This is a genomic window from Streptomyces sp. NPDC013317 (assembly GCF_055563155.1).
On the sequence record NZ_JBVHDX010000004.1, the window covers coordinates 447,715 to 464,300 of the forward strand.

The 16,586-nt window shown below is 72.2% G+C and carries 12 protein-coding genes, 2 tRNA genes and 1 pseudogene; 10 read left to right on the plus strand and 5 right to left on the minus strand.

Annotation, left to right across the window (positions count from 1 at the left end):
* Nucleotides 1-627: 627 nt before the first annotated feature.
* Nucleotides 628-1,554: a bifunctional DNA primase/polymerase gene (locus ACZ3IJ_RS14765; RefSeq protein ID WP_467468137.1), complete on the minus strand. Its 927-nt coding sequence runs from the start codon at nucleotides 1,552-1,554 to the stop codon at nucleotides 628-630.
* A 341-nt stretch (nucleotides 1,555-1,895) separates the two neighbouring features.
* On the opposite strand from ACZ3IJ_RS14765, the gene ACZ3IJ_RS14770 reads away from it, so the two are divergent.
* The 8 genes from ACZ3IJ_RS14770 to ACZ3IJ_RS14805 all read left to right on the plus strand — a co-directional run bounded on the left by ACZ3IJ_RS14770 (nucleotide 1,896) and on the right by ACZ3IJ_RS14805 (nucleotide 9,806).
* Nucleotides 1,896-2,204, plus strand: coding sequence for a hypothetical protein (locus tag ACZ3IJ_RS14770; protein WP_467468139.1), 309 nt, complete (start codon nucleotides 1,896-1,898; stop codon nucleotides 2,202-2,204).
* Between the two features lie 237 nt (nucleotides 2,205-2,441).
* Complete coding sequence (locus ACZ3IJ_RS14775; protein ID WP_467468141.1) at nucleotides 2,442-3,608, plus strand: acyl-CoA dehydrogenase family protein; 1,167 nt, start codon at nucleotides 2,442-2,444, stop codon at nucleotides 3,606-3,608.
* Nucleotides 3,605-4,522 carry a bifunctional MaoC family dehydratase N-terminal/OB-fold nucleic acid binding domain-containing protein gene (locus tag ACZ3IJ_RS14780; RefSeq protein WP_467468143.1) on the plus strand — a complete coding sequence of 306 codons (918 nt, stop codon included), beginning with the start codon at nucleotides 3,605-3,607 and terminating at the stop codon, nucleotides 4,520-4,522. Before ACZ3IJ_RS14775 ends, ACZ3IJ_RS14780 begins: the two co-directional genes overlap by 4 nt.
* Before the next feature lies 1 nt (nucleotide 4,523).
* Nucleotides 4,524-5,612: an acyl-CoA dehydrogenase family protein gene (locus tag ACZ3IJ_RS14785; RefSeq protein ID WP_467468145.1), complete on the plus strand. Its 1,089-nt coding sequence runs from the start codon at nucleotides 4,524-4,526 to the stop codon at nucleotides 5,610-5,612.
* Nucleotides 5,609-6,094, plus strand: coding sequence for a MaoC family dehydratase (locus ACZ3IJ_RS14790; RefSeq protein ID WP_467468147.1), 486 nt, complete (start codon nucleotides 5,609-5,611; stop codon nucleotides 6,092-6,094). The genes ACZ3IJ_RS14785 and ACZ3IJ_RS14790 overlap by 4 nt, the downstream gene beginning before the upstream one ends.
* Nucleotides 6,091-7,257, plus strand: coding sequence for a lipid-transfer protein (locus ACZ3IJ_RS14795; RefSeq protein ID WP_467468149.1), 1,167 nt, complete (start codon nucleotides 6,091-6,093; stop codon nucleotides 7,255-7,257). The genes ACZ3IJ_RS14790 and ACZ3IJ_RS14795 overlap by 4 nt, the downstream gene beginning before the upstream one ends.
* A gap of 150 nt (nucleotides 7,258-7,407) precedes the next feature.
* Complete coding sequence (locus ACZ3IJ_RS14800; protein WP_391799978.1) at nucleotides 7,408-7,953, plus strand: SigE family RNA polymerase sigma factor; 546 nt, start codon at nucleotides 7,408-7,410, stop codon at nucleotides 7,951-7,953.
* Nucleotides 7,954-8,153: 200 nt separating this feature from the next.
* Nucleotides 8,154-9,806 (plus strand): long-chain fatty acid--CoA ligase, encoded by a 1,653-nt coding sequence (locus tag ACZ3IJ_RS14805; RefSeq protein ID WP_467468151.1) that lies wholly within the window; start codon nucleotides 8,154-8,156, stop codon nucleotides 9,804-9,806.
* A 128-nt stretch (nucleotides 9,807-9,934) separates the two neighbouring features.
* On the opposite strand, the gene ACZ3IJ_RS14810 is transcribed toward ACZ3IJ_RS14805, so the two are convergent.
* Together ACZ3IJ_RS14810 and ACZ3IJ_RS14815 are read right to left on the minus strand one after the other, a co-directional pair.
* Nucleotides 9,935-13,816 carry a PAS domain-containing protein gene (locus ACZ3IJ_RS14810; protein WP_467468153.1) on the minus strand — a complete coding sequence of 1,294 codons (3,882 nt, stop codon included), beginning with the start codon at nucleotides 13,814-13,816 and terminating at the stop codon, nucleotides 9,935-9,937.
* Nucleotides 13,817-13,980: 164 nt separating this feature from the next.
* Nucleotides 13,981-14,427 (minus strand): SSI family serine proteinase inhibitor, encoded by a 447-nt coding sequence (locus ACZ3IJ_RS14815; protein ID WP_467468155.1) that lies wholly within the window; start codon nucleotides 14,425-14,427, stop codon nucleotides 13,981-13,983.
* Nucleotides 14,428-14,631: 204 nt separating this feature from the next.
* On the opposite strand from ACZ3IJ_RS14815, the gene ACZ3IJ_RS14820 reads away from it, so the two are divergent.
* Nucleotides 14,632-14,722 (plus strand) — tRNA-Ser (locus tag ACZ3IJ_RS14820).
* Between the two features lie 366 nt (nucleotides 14,723-15,088).
* Nucleotides 15,089-15,161: transfer RNA gene (locus ACZ3IJ_RS14825), tRNA-Arg, on the plus strand.
* 98 nt (nucleotides 15,162-15,259) lie between these two features.
* Here ACZ3IJ_RS14825 and ACZ3IJ_RS14830 read toward each other — a convergent pair.
* Together ACZ3IJ_RS14830 and ACZ3IJ_RS14835 are read right to left on the minus strand one after the other, a co-directional pair.
* A pseudogene (locus ACZ3IJ_RS14830) lies at nucleotides 15,260-15,439 on the minus strand (site-specific integrase); the annotation flags it as partial.
* 718 nt (nucleotides 15,440-16,157) lie between these two features.
* Nucleotides 16,158-16,517, minus strand: a complete 360-nt coding sequence (locus ACZ3IJ_RS14835; protein ID WP_467468157.1) for a hypothetical protein — start codon at nucleotides 16,515-16,517, stop codon at nucleotides 16,158-16,160.
* Between the last annotated feature and the right edge of the window lie 69 nt (nucleotides 16,518-16,586).

Genomic DNA, 16,586 nt, shown 5'->3' on the forward strand with positions numbered 1-16,586 from the left:
GAGACGTGGAAGTACCCCTGGTTCTGAGCTTCGACCAGAGCCTCTTGCGACTCCAGTTGACACGGTCCCTGCCTCGATCGCTGGGCGGCGTGAGTGCGACAACTGCTACTGAGGGAGAGATAACCGCGGCGTATGAGCGGAAGCGTGAGCTCGCAGGCGAGGCAGCGAAGATAGTTCTTGATCACCAAGATTGCCTCCCCGGCTTTGTGGAGGCAGCGCAGCGCATCGAGAGTTCTCCCACGGTGGTTACCCGCGTCGAGATGCCTGCGCCGGCCCATTGCAGCGATGGGTGGCCCTCCGGTTCGATTGGTAGACAAGGGGCGTGCTCCCATCACGGGGGCGTGGTCGCGGGATCGTCGTGGGCCACCCTGCGCTTCGACTGAACCAAGAGGCAGCACGGTTCGGCGGTCATGATGCCGCAGTGGACCAGGCGTGGACCGCCGGAAGCGGCGAAGGGCCCTGAGGGCGGGGAACGAGCAGGTCAGGCGCGCCAGAGACGCTTCCCGCAGCACTCTCTTGAAAACCGTCGTGGCGCGAGTCACCGTGGGTTCAAATCCCACACCCACCGCAGCAGATCAGGGAACGTACTGATCAGAAGGGGCACCCCGGTCTCGGGGTGCCCCTTCGTCATGGGCGGGTGTCGCTCCGTGAGGCGGTGGCGTTCGGGGGGTCTGCCGACTGGGCGTTCTGGGTGAGGCGGGCCGCCGAGAGGATCGTCGTGCGGGCCTCGTGTTCGGTCAGGCCCGTGTGGACCGCCGCCGTGATGAGGGCTTCGGCGAGGGCGTCGCCGAGGCCGTTCTCGTACGCCCGGCAGGCCGCCCAGAACAGGCGCGTGTTGCGCTGGCCCTGGTGGGCGGTGCGGACGAAGTGGATCAGGCCGCGGCCGTGGCGTGGGCTCGGCGGTGTGTGGTGGGGGCACGAGGGCGTGGTGGGGGGCGCGATCAGGTCGAGGAGGGCGCGCGGGCAGGGCGCGGGATCGAGGTGCTCGCTGCCCGGAGCCAGCCGGTACGCGCCCCTGGCGGTGACCGAGCCCGGCCCCACCAGGTAGCCGCCGGCACCGCGGATGTCGATGCCGGGGGCGAGGCGGCTCGCCGAGTTCGGGACGACGACGTCCGGCGGGCCGGTCAGCCACAGGTGGCGGCCGCCGGACGGAGTGAGGACGGTGACCGTGGGCGGCAGCGTGAACAGGTGCTGGAGCGCGAGGTGGCGCAGCTCGGTCGTGGCGGTCGTGGCGGCGTCGCCGTGCAGGACGTCGAGGTCGACGCCGATGAGGTGGTGGGGCGGGCGCCCGCAGGCGATGCCGTAGCCGGTGGCCCAGGGGGCGGCGGCGAAGAGTGCCCGTACCGCCCCGGGGTCGCTGGTCGCGTCGTGCACGCCGTGCCCGGGTCGGCCGCACTCGCCGTGGCAGGCGACGGGGTGCGGTTCGTGCCGGTGGGGTGAGCGCAGGGCGGGGAGCTTGGAGGCCGACAGGGGGATGACGGGGAGCCCGCGCTCTGCCGCGGACAGGGCGTGGGCCAGGGCCAGGGTGGCGGAGCGCCGGTCGGAGGTGGCCATGACCTCAGTTTCGTACACCCGTTCGAAAAAAGATAGAGGGGAGGATTGGCTGAAAATCTGCCGGAACGCTTCCCTCGTTGCGAGGGTGCGGCCCCGGCGGCGAAATCCGGCCCCCACCCCTGTGAGCTGCGCCTTCGGGTCTGGGGAGGGGGTTTATCGACTTGTCCTCACGCTTGAGGGGGAATCGGCTGCTGAGGGGTGGTTCGCCGGGGATCGCGTGGGCAACTCTGGAGTCGCGACGTCGAGCACGACGACCGAGGCGGTCGGCCAACTACCTTGGAATCAGCCGTACTTCAGTGCTTCGGCACGACAGCTTCAGCTCAGCTCACGGAGGAAATGACATGGCAAGCATCCGTACCGCCCGCGTTCTCGCCGCTGCCGCCGCGCTGCCCTTGGCCGCCGCTCTCTTCGGCGGCGTCGCGCAGGCCGACAACGGCGGATTCGCGGACGACGGATCGAACACGAGCGTCGCCTCCATCATCGGCAGCGGCGTGGGCGGCGACAACTTCGGCAACTCGACCACCACGCAGCAGGTGGCCACCGGCTCCGGTGCCTCCAATCAGAACAACACCGCGAGCGTGAACGGCTCCGGGCTCACCGCCATCGACCAGTCGAACGCCACGGTCGACTTCCACCCCTGGTGGTTCTAGCCGTCAGCCGGGGTCCGGCCCGACGGGGGGAACGACCGCGGGGGGACGGCCGCGGGGGGGCGACCGCGGGGGGACGGCCGCGGGGTGAACAGCGGCCCGTGCGACGGCGCTCAGGCGTCGGCGTACGGGCCGCCGCGCGTTTCCGGGCGCGCGCTCGCCTCGTCCGTGACCTTGACACGGCTCCCGTATCTGACGGACAGTCAGAAAACGTAGCCGTACCCCCGGGAGGCCGTCGCCGTGCACCTCGCCCCGACCGAGCGGCAGCTGCGGCTGCGCACCGAACTCCGCGCGTACTTCCGCGACGTGATGCCCGACGGTCCGCCGCCCGCCGGCGACACCGCCGCGCAGCGCGCGCTGCTCCGCCGCATCGGCGGCGACGGAATGCTGGGGCTCGGCTGGCCCACGGAGTACGGCGGCCAGGGCCGCGGCCCCGACGAGCAGTTCGTCTTCTTCGACGAGGCCTACCGGGCCGGTGCCCCCGTCTCGATGGTCACGCTCAACACCGTCGGCCCGACCCTGATGAAGTACGGGACCGAGGAGCAGAAGGCGTACTTCCTCCCCCGCATCCTGCGCGGCGAGACCGTCTTCGCCATCGGCTACAGCGAGCCGGAGGCCGGCACCGACCTGGCCTCGCTCCGTACGAAGGCGGTGCGGGACGGCGACGCCTGGCTGATCGACGGGCAGAAGATCTTCACCTCGAACGCCCAGAACGCCGACTGGATCTGGCTTGCCTGCCGCACCGACCCCGAGGCGCCCAAGCACCGTGGCATCTCCATCGTGCTCGTCCCCACCGACTCCCCCGGCTTCTCCTGGACGCCGATCGAGACGGTCGGTGGACTGACGACGACCGCGACGTACTACGACTCCCTCCGCGTCCCCGCCGGGAACCTCGTCGGGGAGGAGAACGGCGGCTGGGGTCTGATCACCAACCAGCTCAACCACGAACGCGTGGCCCTCGCCGCCATCGGCATGCAGGCCGAGGACTTCTATGAGGCCGCCCTCCGCCGGGCACGTACACCCGATCCGGTGACGGGGCGGCGTCGCATTGACGAGCCGTGGATACGGATTCGGGCCGCCGAGGCGCATGCCCGGCTGGCGGCGACGAGCCTGCTCAACTGGCGTCTGGTGGGGGATGTGGGGGCGGGCCGGCTGGCTCCGGGAGACGCCAGCGGCGTGAAGTTCGCGGGAACCGAATCGGCGGTGGAGGTGTACCGAATATGTCAGGAGATCGCGGGCGGAGCGGGTCTCGTGCGAGCGGGATCGCCAGGGGAGTTCGACGGCGGTGAGCTCGAGCGGATGAACCGCGCCGCGCAGATCAACACCTTCGGGGGAGGGGTGAGCGAGGTGCAGCGCGAGATCGTCGCGACGATGCGACTCGGCATGAAGGGCAGGGGGCGGCGGTGACGGACGGTCTGTACGAGCGGCTGAAGGGGTACGAAGGCCGGCCCGCCGCCACCGCGGGCGCCGGCAAGGACCTGGTCAACGAGCCGATGATCAGGCACTGGTGCGAGGCGATGGGGGACGCCGACCCGGCGTACCGGGGGCCGGACGCCGTCGCGCCGCCCACCATGCTGCAGGCCTGGACGATGGGCGGGCTCTCCGGCCACACGGACCGGGCGGGGGCGTACGACGAGCTGCTCAGGCTCCTGGACGACGCCGGGTTCACCGCCGTGGTCGCCACCGACTGCGAGCAGGAGTACCCGCGGCCGCTGCGACCGGGGGACGCGATCACCTTCGACGCCGTGATCGAGTCGGTGTCGGAGCGCAAGACCACCAGGCTCGGGACGGGACACTTCGTCACCACCCGGATGGACATCCGCGCAGGCGGCGAGCTCGCGGGCACCCACCGCTTCCGGATCCTCAAGTACGCGCCGGCGGCGCCGCGGCCGAAGGGGAGCGGCGCGCCCGCCGCCAGGAGGCCCCGACCGGTGGTCAACCGGGACAACGCCGGGTTCTGGGAGGGCGTCGCCGCGCACCGGCTGCTCATCCAGCGCTGCGCGGGCTGCGCTGCGCTCCGCCTCCCCTGGCTGCCCGGGTGCAACGCCTGCGGCTCGCCGGAGTGGGACACCGTCGAGGCGGCCGGCGAGGGGACCGTCTTCTCGTACGTGGTGATGCACCACCCGCCCTTCCCGGCCTTCGACCCCCCGTACGCGGTCGCTCTGATCGAACTGACCGAAGGAGTACGGATGATCAGCAACGTGGTCGGCGTGCCGTACGACAAGGTCCGGATCGGGATGCCGGTCCGGCTGGAGTTCCTCCGCGTGGACGAGGAGCTGGAGCTGCCCGTCTTCCGGGCGCAGGACGGCGGGGAGGGCTGAGATGGACTTCACGCCCACGGAGGAGCAGAGCGCGGCGCAGGAGCTGGCGGCGAGGATCTTCGGCGACCTCGCCACGCACGAGCGGCTCACGGCGGCCGGCACGGGCACGGACGCCGAGCTGTGGAAGGCCCTGTGCGCGGCCGGGCTGCCCGGAGCGGTCGAGGAGATCGGACTGCTCGGCCTGGTGCTGCTCGCCGAGGAGCAGGGGCGTACGACGGCGCAGGTGCCGTTCGCGGCGAGCGGGGTGTTCGGCCTCCTCGCCGTCGCCCGCCACGGCACCGAGGAGCAGCGGGAGCGGCTGCTGCCCGGGCTCCGCGACGGCACGAGCGTGGCGACCGGCGCCTTCCCGCCCGCCGGGCAGGTACGGGCCGACGCGGACGGCCGGCTGACGGGGACGGTGGAGTGGGTGCCCTGGCTCAGGGACGCCACACACGTCCTCGTACCGGACCAGGACGGGGCGCTCCGGCTCGTGCCCATGGCAGGGGCGTCCGGGGAGGCATCCACAGCGGCCTTCACAGCTGCCTCCACAGCGCCGGCCTCGGCGGCCTCCGTCGTGCCGGTGGAGCTCACGGCTCCCTGGGCCGCCGGCCGGCTCGTCCTCGACGGCGCGCGGGGCGAGCGGATCGGGGGCGCGGGCGCGCTCGCCGATGTGCTGGCCACGGCCCGGATCGTGTTCGCCGGGCTGCAGGCCGGTGTCTGTGCCGGCTCGCTGGCCCGGGCCGTGGCGTACACCTCGGTACGGGAGCAGTTCGGCCGTCCGCTCTCCACCCGTCAAGCCGTCCAGCTCCGGGCCGCCGACGCCCATATGGACACCGAGGCGATCCGGGTGACCGTCTACGAGGCGGCCTGGCGCCTCGACGAGGGGCTGCCGGCCGCCGAGCACGCCCTGACCGCCGCCTGGTGGGCGTCGGAGGCGGGAAAGCGCGTCGTCCACGCGGGCCAGCACCTGCACGGCGGCATGGGGGCCGACCTCGACCACCCTGTTCACCGCCACTTCCTCTGGGGCAGACAGCTCGACGCGTACCTCGGCTGCGGTACCGAACTCCTCGCCGAACTGGGCGACCTGATCGCGAACGGAGAGCGCTCATGAAGGCCGGGGACACGCTCGCGCCGCTGGAGATCCCGATCACCCGCACGCTGATCGTCGCCGGGGCGGTCGCCTCCCGGGACTACCAGGACGTGCACCACGACGCGGAGTACGCGAGGGCGAAGGGCTCCCCCGACATCTTCATGAACATCCTGACGACGAACGGCCTGGTGGGGCGGTACATCACCGACCGCCTGGGCCCGGGGGCGGTCCTGCGCAAGGTGGCGATACGGCTCGGCGCACCCAACTACCCGGGGGACACCATGACGTTGACGGGCACGGTCACGGAGGTCGACGGCGCCACGGCCCAGGTGCGGGTGGTCGGTGCCAACGGGCTCGGCCACCACGTGACGGGCACGGTGACGGTGAGCCTCCCGGCGCCGGAGTCGACTCCGGCGCCGGAGCCGGTGGCGGCGCCGAAGTCGACTCCGGCCGGCCCTTCCGCGCCGGCGGCAACCCCCGAGGCCGGGGAGGCGGGAGCATGAGCATCCAGAGGGCCGATCGGCTCGGAGGGCGTGCCGCCGTCGCCGGGATCGGGGCGACCGAGTTCTCCAAGGACTCCGGCCGCAGCGAGCTCAAGCTCGCCGTGGAGGCGGTGCACGCGGCGCTCGACGACGCCGGGCTGACCCCCGCCGACGTCGACGGCATGGTCACTTTCACGATGGACACGAGCCCGGAGATCACCGTCGCCCAGGCGGCCGGCGTCGGCGAGCTGTCATTCTTCTCCCGCATCCACTACGGGGGAGGGGCCGCCTGCGCCACCGTCCAGCAGGCGGCGCTCGCCGTGGCGGCCGGGGTCGCCGACGTCGTCGTCTGCTACCGGGCGTTCAACGAACGCTCCGGGCGCCGTTTCGGCTCGGGGGTCCAGCAGCGCGAGCCTTCCGCCGAGGGCGCCGCGCTCGGCTGGCAGCTGCCCTTCGGGCTGCTCACCCCGGCCTCCTGGGTCGCCATGACCGCCCAGCGGTATCTGCACACCTACGGGCTGACCCCGGACGCCTTCGGCCATGTCGCCGTCACCGACCGCCGGTACGCCGCCACCAACCCCGCCGCGTACTTCCACGGCAAACCGATCACCCTCGCCGACCACGCCGCCTCGCGCTGGATCGTCGAGCCCCTCCGGCTCCTCGACTGCTGCCAGGAGACCGACGGCGGACAGGCGATCGTCGTCACCTCCGTCGAGCGCGCCAGGGACCTGCGCCATCCGCCCGCGGTGATCGTCGCCGCCGCCCAGGGAGCCGGACGCGCCCAGGAGGCCATGACCAGCTTCTACCGCGACGACCTCACCGGCCTTCCCGAGATGGGCGTGGTGGCGAGACAGCTCTGGCAGACCTCCGGGCTGGCCCCCGGGGACATCGACGTCTCCATCCTGTACGACCACTTCACCCCCTTCGTCCTCATGCAGCTGGAGGAGTTCGGGTTCTGCGGCCCCGGCGAGGCGGCCGACTTCGTCGCGGCGGACGCGCTGCCGATCAACACCCACGGAGGCCAGCTGGGGGAGGCGTATCTGCACGGGATGAACGGGATCGCGGAGGCTGTACGGCAGGTGCGGGGCACGTCCGTGAACCAGATACCCGGCGCGGCGAGGACGCTGGTCACGGCGGGCACCGGAGTCCCCACGTCCGGTTTGATCCTGGGCGCGGACGGCTGAGGCGCCGGCCGGGCCCGACCCTGACTCCAGGCTCATCCCGCCTCCACCTTCAGGAGGTCCAGCCGTCCCCACCCCTACAACCTGAGGGGGAGTGCGGTTCGGGACCTGGGGCCGATCCGCCGCCCACGTACCCGCTCTTAGCGTGGAGTCATGACTCCGCCACCTTCCGGCCCCGTCTGTGTCGGCGCCTCCACGGCCGCCGGCTACCCGTCGTTCTCGTCCTACGTACGGGCTCGCGGGCCCGTGCTGCTGCGCACCGCGCGCTCGCTCACCGCGAACCCCGCGGACGCCGAGGACCTGCTGCAGACCGCGCTGACCAAGACGTTCGTCGCCTGGGATCGGATCGAGGACCACCGCGCCCTGGACGGCTATGTGCGGCGCGCGCTGCTGAACACCCGCACGTCCCAGTGGCGCAAGCGCAAGGTCGACGAGTTCGCCTGCGAGGAGCTTCCGGAGCCGGCCGTGCTGCCCGAGCCGGACCCGGCCGAGCGGCAGGTGCTGCACGATGCCATGTGGCGCGCGGTGATGAAGCTCCCGGACCGCCAGCGGGCGATGGTCGTCCTGCGGTACTACGAGGACCTCAGTGAGGCGCAGACGGCCGAGGTGCTGGGCGTCTCGATCGGTACGGTCAAGAGTGCGGTGTCGCGGGCGCTCGGCAAGCTCCGCGAGGACCCGGAGCTCTCCCCCGTACGCTGACGCGCCCCTGTACGCCTGACGCGCCCCATGCCCCGGCGCCCCTGTCCGCTCCCCGCTTCCGCTCCCCGTTGTTCCTCCCGCTTCCGCCTCTGCCAGCGATCACTGGCAATTTCCGTACTCCCGGGTAGTGACATACCGAGCGGTACGTGCGCAGAATCTCCACACCCTTACTGCCACGTAGCGCCCACCGGGAGGACGCCGTGCTGAGCACCATGCAGGACGTACAGCTGACCGTGACCCGCATCCTGAACCACGGGATGACGATCCACGGAAAGTCCCTGATCACCACCTGGACCGGGGAGCCCGAGCCGCACCGCCAGACCTTCGCGGAGACGGGCGCCCGCGCGACCCAGCTGGCGAACGCCCTGCGCGACGAGCTCGGAGTCACCGGCGACCAGCGCGTCGCGACGCTCATGTGGAACAACGCGCAGCACGTCGAGGCGTACTTCGCGATCCCCTCCATGGGCGCGGTCCTGCACACCCTCAACCTGCGGCTTCCCCCCGAGCAGCTGGCGTTCATCGTGAACCACGCCGACGACCGGGTGGTCATCGTCAACGGTTCGCTGCTTCCCCTCCTCGTGCCGCTCCTGCCCCACCTGCCGACGATCGAGCACATCGTGGTCTCCGGCCCCGGCGACCGTTCGGCGCTGGAAGGAGTGGCGCCCCGGGTGCACGACTACGAGGAGCTGATCGCGGGCCGCCCCACCACCTTCGACTGGCCCGAGCTCGACGAGCGTGCCGCCGCCGCCATGTGCTACACCTCCGGCACCACGGGCGACCCCAAGGGCGTCGTGTACTCCCACCGTTCGATCTACCTGCACTCCATGCAGGTCAACATGGCCGAGTCGATGGGTCTCACGGCCGCCGACACGACCCTCGTCGTCGTCCCGCAGTTCCACGTCAACGCATGGGGCCTGCCGCACGCCACGTTCATGACCGGTATCAACATGCTGATGCCGGACCGTTTCCTCCAGCCCGCCCCGCTCGCCGAGATGATCGAGCGCGAGAAGCCCTCCCACGCCGCAGCCGTCCCCACCATCTGGCAGGGCCTGCTCGCCGAGGTCACCGCCAACCCCCGCGACCTCTCCTCCATGAAGCAGGTCACCATCGGCGGCGCGGCCTGCCCGCCCTCGCTCATGGAGGCCTACGACCGGCTCGGCGTCCGCCTCTGCCACGCCTGGGGCATGACGGAGACCTCCCCGCTGGGCACCATGGCCCACCCGCCGGCCGGTCTGACCCCCGAGGAGGAGTGGTCGTACCGCGTCACGCAGGGCCGCTTCCCGGCGGGCGTCGAGGGCCGCCTCGTCGGCCCCGGTGGCGAGATCCTGCCTTGGGACGGCGAGTCGGCGGGCGAGCTGGAGGTGCGCGGCACCTGGATCGCGGGCTCGTACTTCGGTGGTGTCGACGGCGAACCGGTGCGCCCCGCCGACAAGTTCAGTGAGGACGGCTGGCTGAAGACGGGGGACGTCGGCGTCATCAGCCCGGACGGCTACCTCACCCTCACCGACCGCGCCAAGGACGTCATCAAGTCCGGCGGCGAGTGGATCTCGAGCGTCGAGCTGGAGAACGCCATCATGGCGCACCCGGAGGTCGCCGAGGCCGCCGTCGTCGCCGTACCGGACGAGAAGTGGGGCGAGCGTCCGCTCGCGACCGTCGTCCTGAAGGACGGCGCCACGGCGGACTACGAGTCTCTGAAGGACTTCCTCGCCACCGAGGGCGGGATCGCCAAGTGGCAGCTCCCGGAGCGCTGGGCGATCGTGCAGGCGGTGCCGAAGACGAGCGTGGGCAAGTTCGACAAGAAGGTGATCCGCAGGCAGTACGCGGAGGGCGAGCTGGACGTCACGCAGCTGTAGTCCGCGCGAGCGGACGCAAGGGACGCGAGGGACGCGAGGGACGCGAGGGACGCGAGGAGGGGGAGCGGTGCAGGCGCACCGCTCCCCCTCCTTTTCGCCCGTAGAGGCCTTCTCCGTCCGTACGGACCTCAGTTGGTCCCTATCTTCGCGAGCAGGTCGACGATCCGGGCCTGCACCTCGTTGCTGTTCGAGCGCTCCGCCAGGAAGAGGACCGTCTCGCCGGACGACAGCGTCGGCAGCTCGGCCTCGTCGAGGTCGGCCGAGGTGTAGACGACGAGCGGGGTGCGGTTCAACTGCCCGTTCGCGCGCAGCCAGTCGATGATCCCGGCGCGCCGGCGGCGTACCTGCATCAGGTCCATCACCACGAGGTTCGGCCGGATCTGCGTGGCCAGCGTGACCGCCTCGGTGTCGGCCGAGGCCCGCGCCACCTGCATTCCGCGTCGCTCCAGGGTCGCGGCGAGCGCCTGCGCGATGTGCTCGTTCTCCTCGATGAGCAGCACGCGCGACGGGTGCTGTTCGCTGTCGCGGGGCGCCAGCGCCTTGAGGAGTACGGCGGGATCGGCGCCGTACGCAGCCTCCCGGGTCGCCTGCCCGAGCCCGGCCGCCAGCAGGACGGGCACCTCGGCGGCGACGGCCGCCTGGCGGAGCGACTGGAGCGCGGTACGGGTGATGGGCCCGGTCAGCGGGTCGACGAAGAGCGCGGCCGGGAAGGCGGCGATCTGGGCGTCGACCTCCTCGCGGGAGTGGACGATCACCGGCCGGTAGCCGCGGTCGCTCAGCGCCTGCTGGGTGGAGACGTCCGGCGCGGGCCAGACGAGCAGCCTGCGCGGGTTGTCCAGGGGCTCCGGGGGCAGCTCGTCGTCGAGGGGCCGCGGCACGGGCTGGTGCGCGACCTCGACCGCGCCGCCGGGACCGTCGAGCGGCTCCGGGCCCTCGTCGGCGCCCTCGGCGGGCGCTCCTATGGCGTACGAGCGGCCTTCGGGTGCCGCGGGGGCCAGCTTGGGCTGCGGGTGCGGCTTTGCCGCGGGCTCGGCGGGTGCCGTCGGCGCCGCCGTCACGGCGGCGGGAGCGGGGCGGTCGCCCTCGGGCGGGGTGGCGAGCTTGCGCCGCCGCCCGGAGCCGTTGCTCCCGGCGGGCGGCGGGGTCTGCCCGCTCTGAGCGTTCTGCGTGTTCTGCGCGCTCGGCTGCCCGGCGTTCTGCTGGGCGGCGAGCTGCTGGGCGAAGGGGACGCCCTGCCCGAGCGTCCGCACGCTGAACGCCCGTCCGCCCTGCGTCCCGTCCCTCGGCTCCTTGGGCGCGGCGGCCGCGGCCGCCGCTGCCGCTGCCGGGGTCACGGCCGGGGACGGCGCGGGAGCGGCGGCGGGCGCGGGGATCTCGGGCGGCAGCGGTACGGATCCGGTGCCGGTACCGCTCCGCGTCTCCTGCGGCCCGCTCGTGTTCCGGCGGCGACCGGTCGGTTCGGGCAGGGGGTGCGGCTGCGGCGGAGTGTGTTCGGCGTCCGGCACGGACCGTACGGCGTCGTGCCGACCCTCGTCGGTGCCGGGCATCGGCATCGGAAGGGGCATCGGCATGGGCATCGGTGTTGCCATGGGCATGGCCATGGGCGCCGGCTGCGGCTGTGCCACCTGCGGCGCGAGGACAGCCTGCGGCTGCTCGCTCCCCGCCTCCGGTGGGCGGTCCGCGTCGGCAGGAGGGAGCGCGAACGGCGTACGCGGCCCGGCCTCGGCGGCCGCGGTCCGCTCCTGCGCCGCGAGCGCCCGGCGCGCGCGGCGCCCGGTGGGCTGCGGCGCGCCCGTGTCCTCGCCGCCCGCCACGGGCGCCGCGGTCAGGGCCCGGGCCTGCGCGGGAGCCTCGGCGGGGGCGCCCTGGGCGGGTACGGGCACACCCTGCGGGGGCACGGCGGCCCCCAGCGCGGCACGGCCCTGCGCGCCTTCGGCGGCGGTCACCACGGAGCCCTCGGCGGGCCGGCCGCGACGACGCCCGGTCGGCTCGGCGACGACGGGGGTCCCGTGAGTCCCAGGCGTCCCGTGGGTCCCATAGATGCCGGGGACTCCGGGGGCCCCGGTGCCGCCCTCGGCCGCGCCGCCCGCCGGCGTACCGCCCACCGTCATTCCGCCCGCCGTCCCCGCGTTCTGGGTGGGGATCAGCTCGGCGGGAGCGGCCGGAACCTGCTCCGTACGGCCTCGGCGGCGGCCGGTCGGTTCGACGGCACCGGCGTCACCTGCCTCGGCGGCCACCGGGCTCTCCAGGAAGGCGTCGGTGGAGGCCCGCCGGGCGCGCCGCCGTCCGCCGCCGTTCGTGTCGGAGGCCTGCGCGGGCAGGGCGAGCGCGGCCCCGTCGGACGACGCGACCTCCAGCTCGGAGGAGGTGGCGGAGGCGGCGGGGGGCGCCGGTGCGGCGGGGGGCGCGGGCGGGGGCGTGACCGTCCCCTTCCCCGCGCCGAGCGGCACCTCGAGGACGTACGCGCTGCCGCTCATCCCCGGCACCTCGTGCGTCTGCACCACACCGCCGTGCGCGGCCACGATGCCGCGGACGATGGGCTGGTGGACGGGGTCCCCGCCGGCGTACGGTCCGCGGACCTCGATCCGTACGACGTCACCGCGCTGCGCCGCGGCCACCACGATCGTGGAGTCCGCGTACCCGGCGCCCGGCACGACGCGGGCCTTGCCGGTGGAGTCGACGCCCGCGACGTCGGCCACGAGATGGGCGAGCGCGGTCGCGAGCCGACCCGCGTCCACCTCGGCCTCGATCGGCGGCGCGTGCACGGCGAACTGCGCGCGGCCGGGCCCGATGAGCTCCACGGCCCCGTCGACGCCGGCCGTGACGACCGCGTCGAGCAGGACGACGGACTTGCCGAGCGTCTCCGTCCCGGAGTCCAGCCGCTGGTAGCCGAGGACGTTGTCGACGAGGGTGGTCATCCGGGCGTACCCGGCGGCCAGGTGGTGCAGGAGCTGGTTGGCCTCGGGCCAGAGCTGTCCGGCGTCGTCCGCGGCCAGGGTGGAGAGCTCGTTCCGCAGCTCCTCCAGCGGCCCGCGAAGCGACTCGCCGAGAACGGCCGTCAGCTGCTCGTGCCTGGCTGCCAGCGCCTCGTACCGCTCCTTGTCCGCCGCCGCCCGCTCCTCGTGGTTCTTCTTCAGCTCGGCGAGCTCGGCCGCGTGCTGCTCGGCGAGCGTCGCGACCTCGGTCGCCCGCTCCTCTGCGAGCTGCTCGTACGGCCTGCGGTCGGTGAAGGTCATCACCGCGCCGACGAGCTGGTCCCCGTCCCGAACGGGCGCGGTCGTGAGGTCGACCGGCACCGGGGAGTCGTTCTTCGCCCAGAGCACCTGGCCGCGGACGCGGTGCTTGCGACCCGACTTGAGGGTGTCGGCGAGCGGCGACTCCTCGTACGGGAAGGGCTCGCCGTCCGCGCGGGAGTGCAGGATCAGCGGGTGCAGGTCCTTGCCGCCGAGGTCGCTGGCACGGTAGCCGAGGATCTGCGCGGCGGCGGGGTTGACGAGGACGACCCGCCCGTCGGTGTCCGTACCCACGACACCCTCGGCGGCGGCGCGCAGGATCATCTCGGTCTGGCGCTGCGAGCGGGCCAGCTCGGCCTCGGTGTCGAGCGTGCCGGTGAGGTCGCGGACGACGAGCATGAGCAGCTCGTCACCGGTGTAGGCGGTGTACGAGTCGTAGGCCTCGCGGCCGTCCTCCAGGCTGGCGCTGGTCACCTCGACGGCGAACTCGCCGCCGTCCGTCCGGCGCGCGATCATCCGCGTCGGTTTCGTACGGCCCTGTTCGTCGGTGCCCTCGGGGCGCCGCATGGAGCCGGGGATCAGGCGCGAGTCGAAGCCGGGCAGGAGGTCGAGCAGCCCGCGCCCGACGAGAGCGGTGCCGGGGGTCTCGAACATGCCGAGGGCGATGGTGTTGGCGTTGACGACCGTGCCGTTGCAGTTGACGAGCACGAGACCGTCGGGAAGGGCGTCAAGTATGGCTGCGAGGCGAGCAGCGCCTCGGGATGGCCTGCTGCTCACGACGACGCTTCCTCCCTGACCCACTGCACCTTGCCCCGGCTGGCCGGCCCCATCTTGCCCTCCGGACCGCAGCCTGTCACTGAGAGGGAGTCTAAAGGCAGGCCCGCCGGTCTCGGGGTGCGGTCGCGTGCCCCCGGCAACATCCCGACGGCATCCTCACCTCATCACCGCACGTGGGGCAGTACGGGCTCCAGGTTCTCCCACCGCTCGATCTCGCATCCGTCGGCCCGGGAGAAGCGGGCGTCGACGGTGCGGCCGCGCCACTGGCCGGTGATGCGGGCCGTGGCGGGGCCGCCGTGCTGGAGGGAGCAGATCCGGTCCTCGGCGACGGGCGCGAAGGGGTTCTTCCCCGCCTTGGCGTGCCCGTCGAGGCGAGCACAGGCGCGCGCTGCGGCCGGGTGTGTCCCGCCGGGCTTGTCGCCGCACTCGAGCTCGAAGGTGCCGTCGGCGTTCCGGTGGCCGCTCTTGGTGATCGTCACGGTGAGCGTGTCGGGCGAGGCCGAGGGCGAGGAGAGCAACGGCAGGGACGGCAGCGGCCCGAGCCCGCCTCCGAGACCGGCGGCGGTGGTCGTGGTGGCGGCGAGGGTGGCGAGGACGAGGCTGCGCAGCATGCGAACTCCAGGGAGGCGGATGGGGCCGTGGGGCGCGGGCCCGTCTCTCTAACGCTCCCTACTGCCGTTCGTTGCGCAACCGGGGTGCGCCGAGGGGCTTTGCTCTCCGCCCCGGAGGGCTAGTACGGTGAGAAGCGATTGGTGACACCGAGCCTGCCTGTGTCATCATCTGCACGCACCACTCACGCCCGCGTGACGGTGCATGGAGGCGTCGCCTAGTCCGGTCTATGGCGCCGCACTGCTAATGCGGTTTGGGCCTTAAAGCCCATCGAGGGTTCAAATCCCTCCGCCTCCGCCCCACCCGAAGCCCCGGCCCCACAGGCCGGGGCTTCGCCCGTTCTCGGACGTGGGTCGCCGCGGGACCCGGGCGCCGCAGTGGTCGGGACGGTCGACCGTCCGGAGCTCCGGGAGCCGCGGGCGGGACGTCGGCCGATCGGAACCAGGCCCGCGCACCGGTGCGCGCCCGTTCAGGCATCCGGATCGGCGATCCGCCGCGGAACGGGACCCCCCGCTTGGCGGTACCGCGAGGCCGGCGGAAACCCTCAGGATGGTGTTTCCGCAGGTCAGAAGGGGTCTGGCTAATGGATTTCGCGCTACGGCGCAGGTCATGTAATGTTGTCCACGCAACGCCGACCGGCAAGAAAAAAGCCGAGAAGCACAAGCACTCGTAGCTTAACGGATAGAGCATCTGACTACGGATCAGAAGGTTGCAGGTTCGAATCCTGCCGAGTGCACAGCAGGCAAGAGGCCCGGACGAGAGTCCGGGCCTCTTGCGTTTCCTGGCCGTACAGCAGTGGAGTACAGCAACCGCAATGATCGCTGCTGTGCGCGGTCAGCCGGTGGTCCCGCCCATGGCGTCGGACAGCCGGCCGATCGCGGCGCGTACGGCTTCCTCGCTCGCCTCGGCGTAGACCTCCATCGGCATGGCGATCTGCGAGTGCCGCAGGATGCGCTGTGCCACCTTCGGGTGGACTCCGAGCGCGACCAGGAGCGAGCCGCACGTGTGCCGGGTCCTGTCGTTGCCGACCTCCGCCGTGACCTCGACGGAGAGGTCCACTCCGTACTTGGCTTCCGGCTCAGCGACCACAACCCCAGCAGAAGCCTTGAGTTCTCCGGAGTACGTGAGCTTGACCGTCCCTCCCGCTTCGGCCTTGAACCAAGAACGCGCGGCCCTTAGGCGGGATGGACCCACGGGCATGAGCCAAGCCCGCCCGGCCGCGGTTCCTTCTCCGACAGGAGCCGGGGTGGCTGAGGACGGCAGCGGGTTATCTTCACCGGGTGATTGCTGGAGAGCGAGTGAGCTGCGCGTTCTGTATGGGGACCACCGACGTCGGCCGTTCTGGTGATGGCGTCATGCTGGAGATCACTCGGGCCGGGGAGCAGAGCGTGCAGTTCCTCTGGGCCCACATGAGCTGCATGGACGAGCGGCTTCACGAGCAGATCACCCGAGGCCCATGGCTCGACGCATAGCCGCGTGAACCTGCCCTGCCCCGGTCGAGGGGGGGGCGCGGATGGGGGGCGCGCGGTCGGTTCTGGCAGGGCGTCTCCTGGCCATCGACGAAGCCCGATCGTCGGTTGGGTCCCGGACGAGTCTCCGGGCCGCCCCCGTACAGGTCGGGGATGCCACCATTTCCTTCAGAGCTGGAACCCTCGGAAGCCGACCGCGCGGTGGAGACCCTAGAGGCCGTCACTGACAACGGGCCTGCTCGTGGCGAGCCATCCACGTTGCTCTACAGCGGTGGTTGCCTGGCAGGCAGCGGCAGCGGCCAGCTGACGCAGGCCACCATCGCGCTGCGGTCCTCGGTGAGGAAGAGCAGGGTGAAGCGCGTCCGGTTCTCAGGATCGATCAGCGCTGCGCGCACAGGCCGGCCGTGCTCCCTGATGAGCTGCACTGCTCGCTCCAGGCCAGGAGGTTCGTACCCGCGCATCCGCATGCGCTCAAGCCGGCGGCCGAAGACTCCGGAATGCGCGCCAGTGGGTTGTATCCGCTCCTCGACCGAGTAGGGGGCGCCGCCGCGGAGGGCGGCCAGAGCTCTCACGGACGCTTCGTCATCACCGGTCAACAGCGATTCCAGTACATGCCGTTCCATGCTCACCCCCATGGTTCATCCCGGTATGGATCGTGCGTTCGGCAGCCGGGTATCGCTGGGTTTGTGCTC

Bases quoted from the DNA above. Each gene is read 5' to 3' on its own strand.
- ACZ3IJ_RS14765 (WP_467468137.1), bottom strand. From the start codon at position 1,554: ATGGCCACCTCCGACCGGCGCTCCGCCACCCTGGCCCTGGCCCACGCC.
- ACZ3IJ_RS14770 (WP_467468139.1), top strand. From the start codon at position 1,896: ATGGCAAGCATCCGTACCGCCCGCGTTCTCGCCGCTGCCGCCGCGCTG.
- ACZ3IJ_RS14785 (WP_467468145.1), top strand. From the start codon at position 4,524: ATGGACTTCACGCCCACGGAGGAGCAGAGCGCGGCGCAGGAGCTGGCG.
- ACZ3IJ_RS14790 (WP_467468147.1), top strand. From the start codon at position 5,609: ATGAAGGCCGGGGACACGCTCGCGCCGCTGGAGATCCCGATCACCCGC.
- ACZ3IJ_RS14795 (WP_467468149.1), top strand. From the start codon at position 6,091: ATGAGCATCCAGAGGGCCGATCGGCTCGGAGGGCGTGCCGCCGTCGCC.
- ACZ3IJ_RS14800 (WP_391799978.1), top strand. From the start codon at position 7,408: ATGACTCCGCCACCTTCCGGCCCCGTCTGTGTCGGCGCCTCCACGGCC.
- ACZ3IJ_RS14815 (WP_467468155.1), bottom strand. From the start codon at position 14,427: ATGCTGCGCAGCCTCGTCCTCGCCACCCTCGCCGCCACCACGACCACC.
- ACZ3IJ_RS14835 (WP_467468157.1), bottom strand. From the start codon at position 16,517: ATGGAACGGCATGTACTGGAATCGCTGTTGACCGGTGATGACGAAGCG.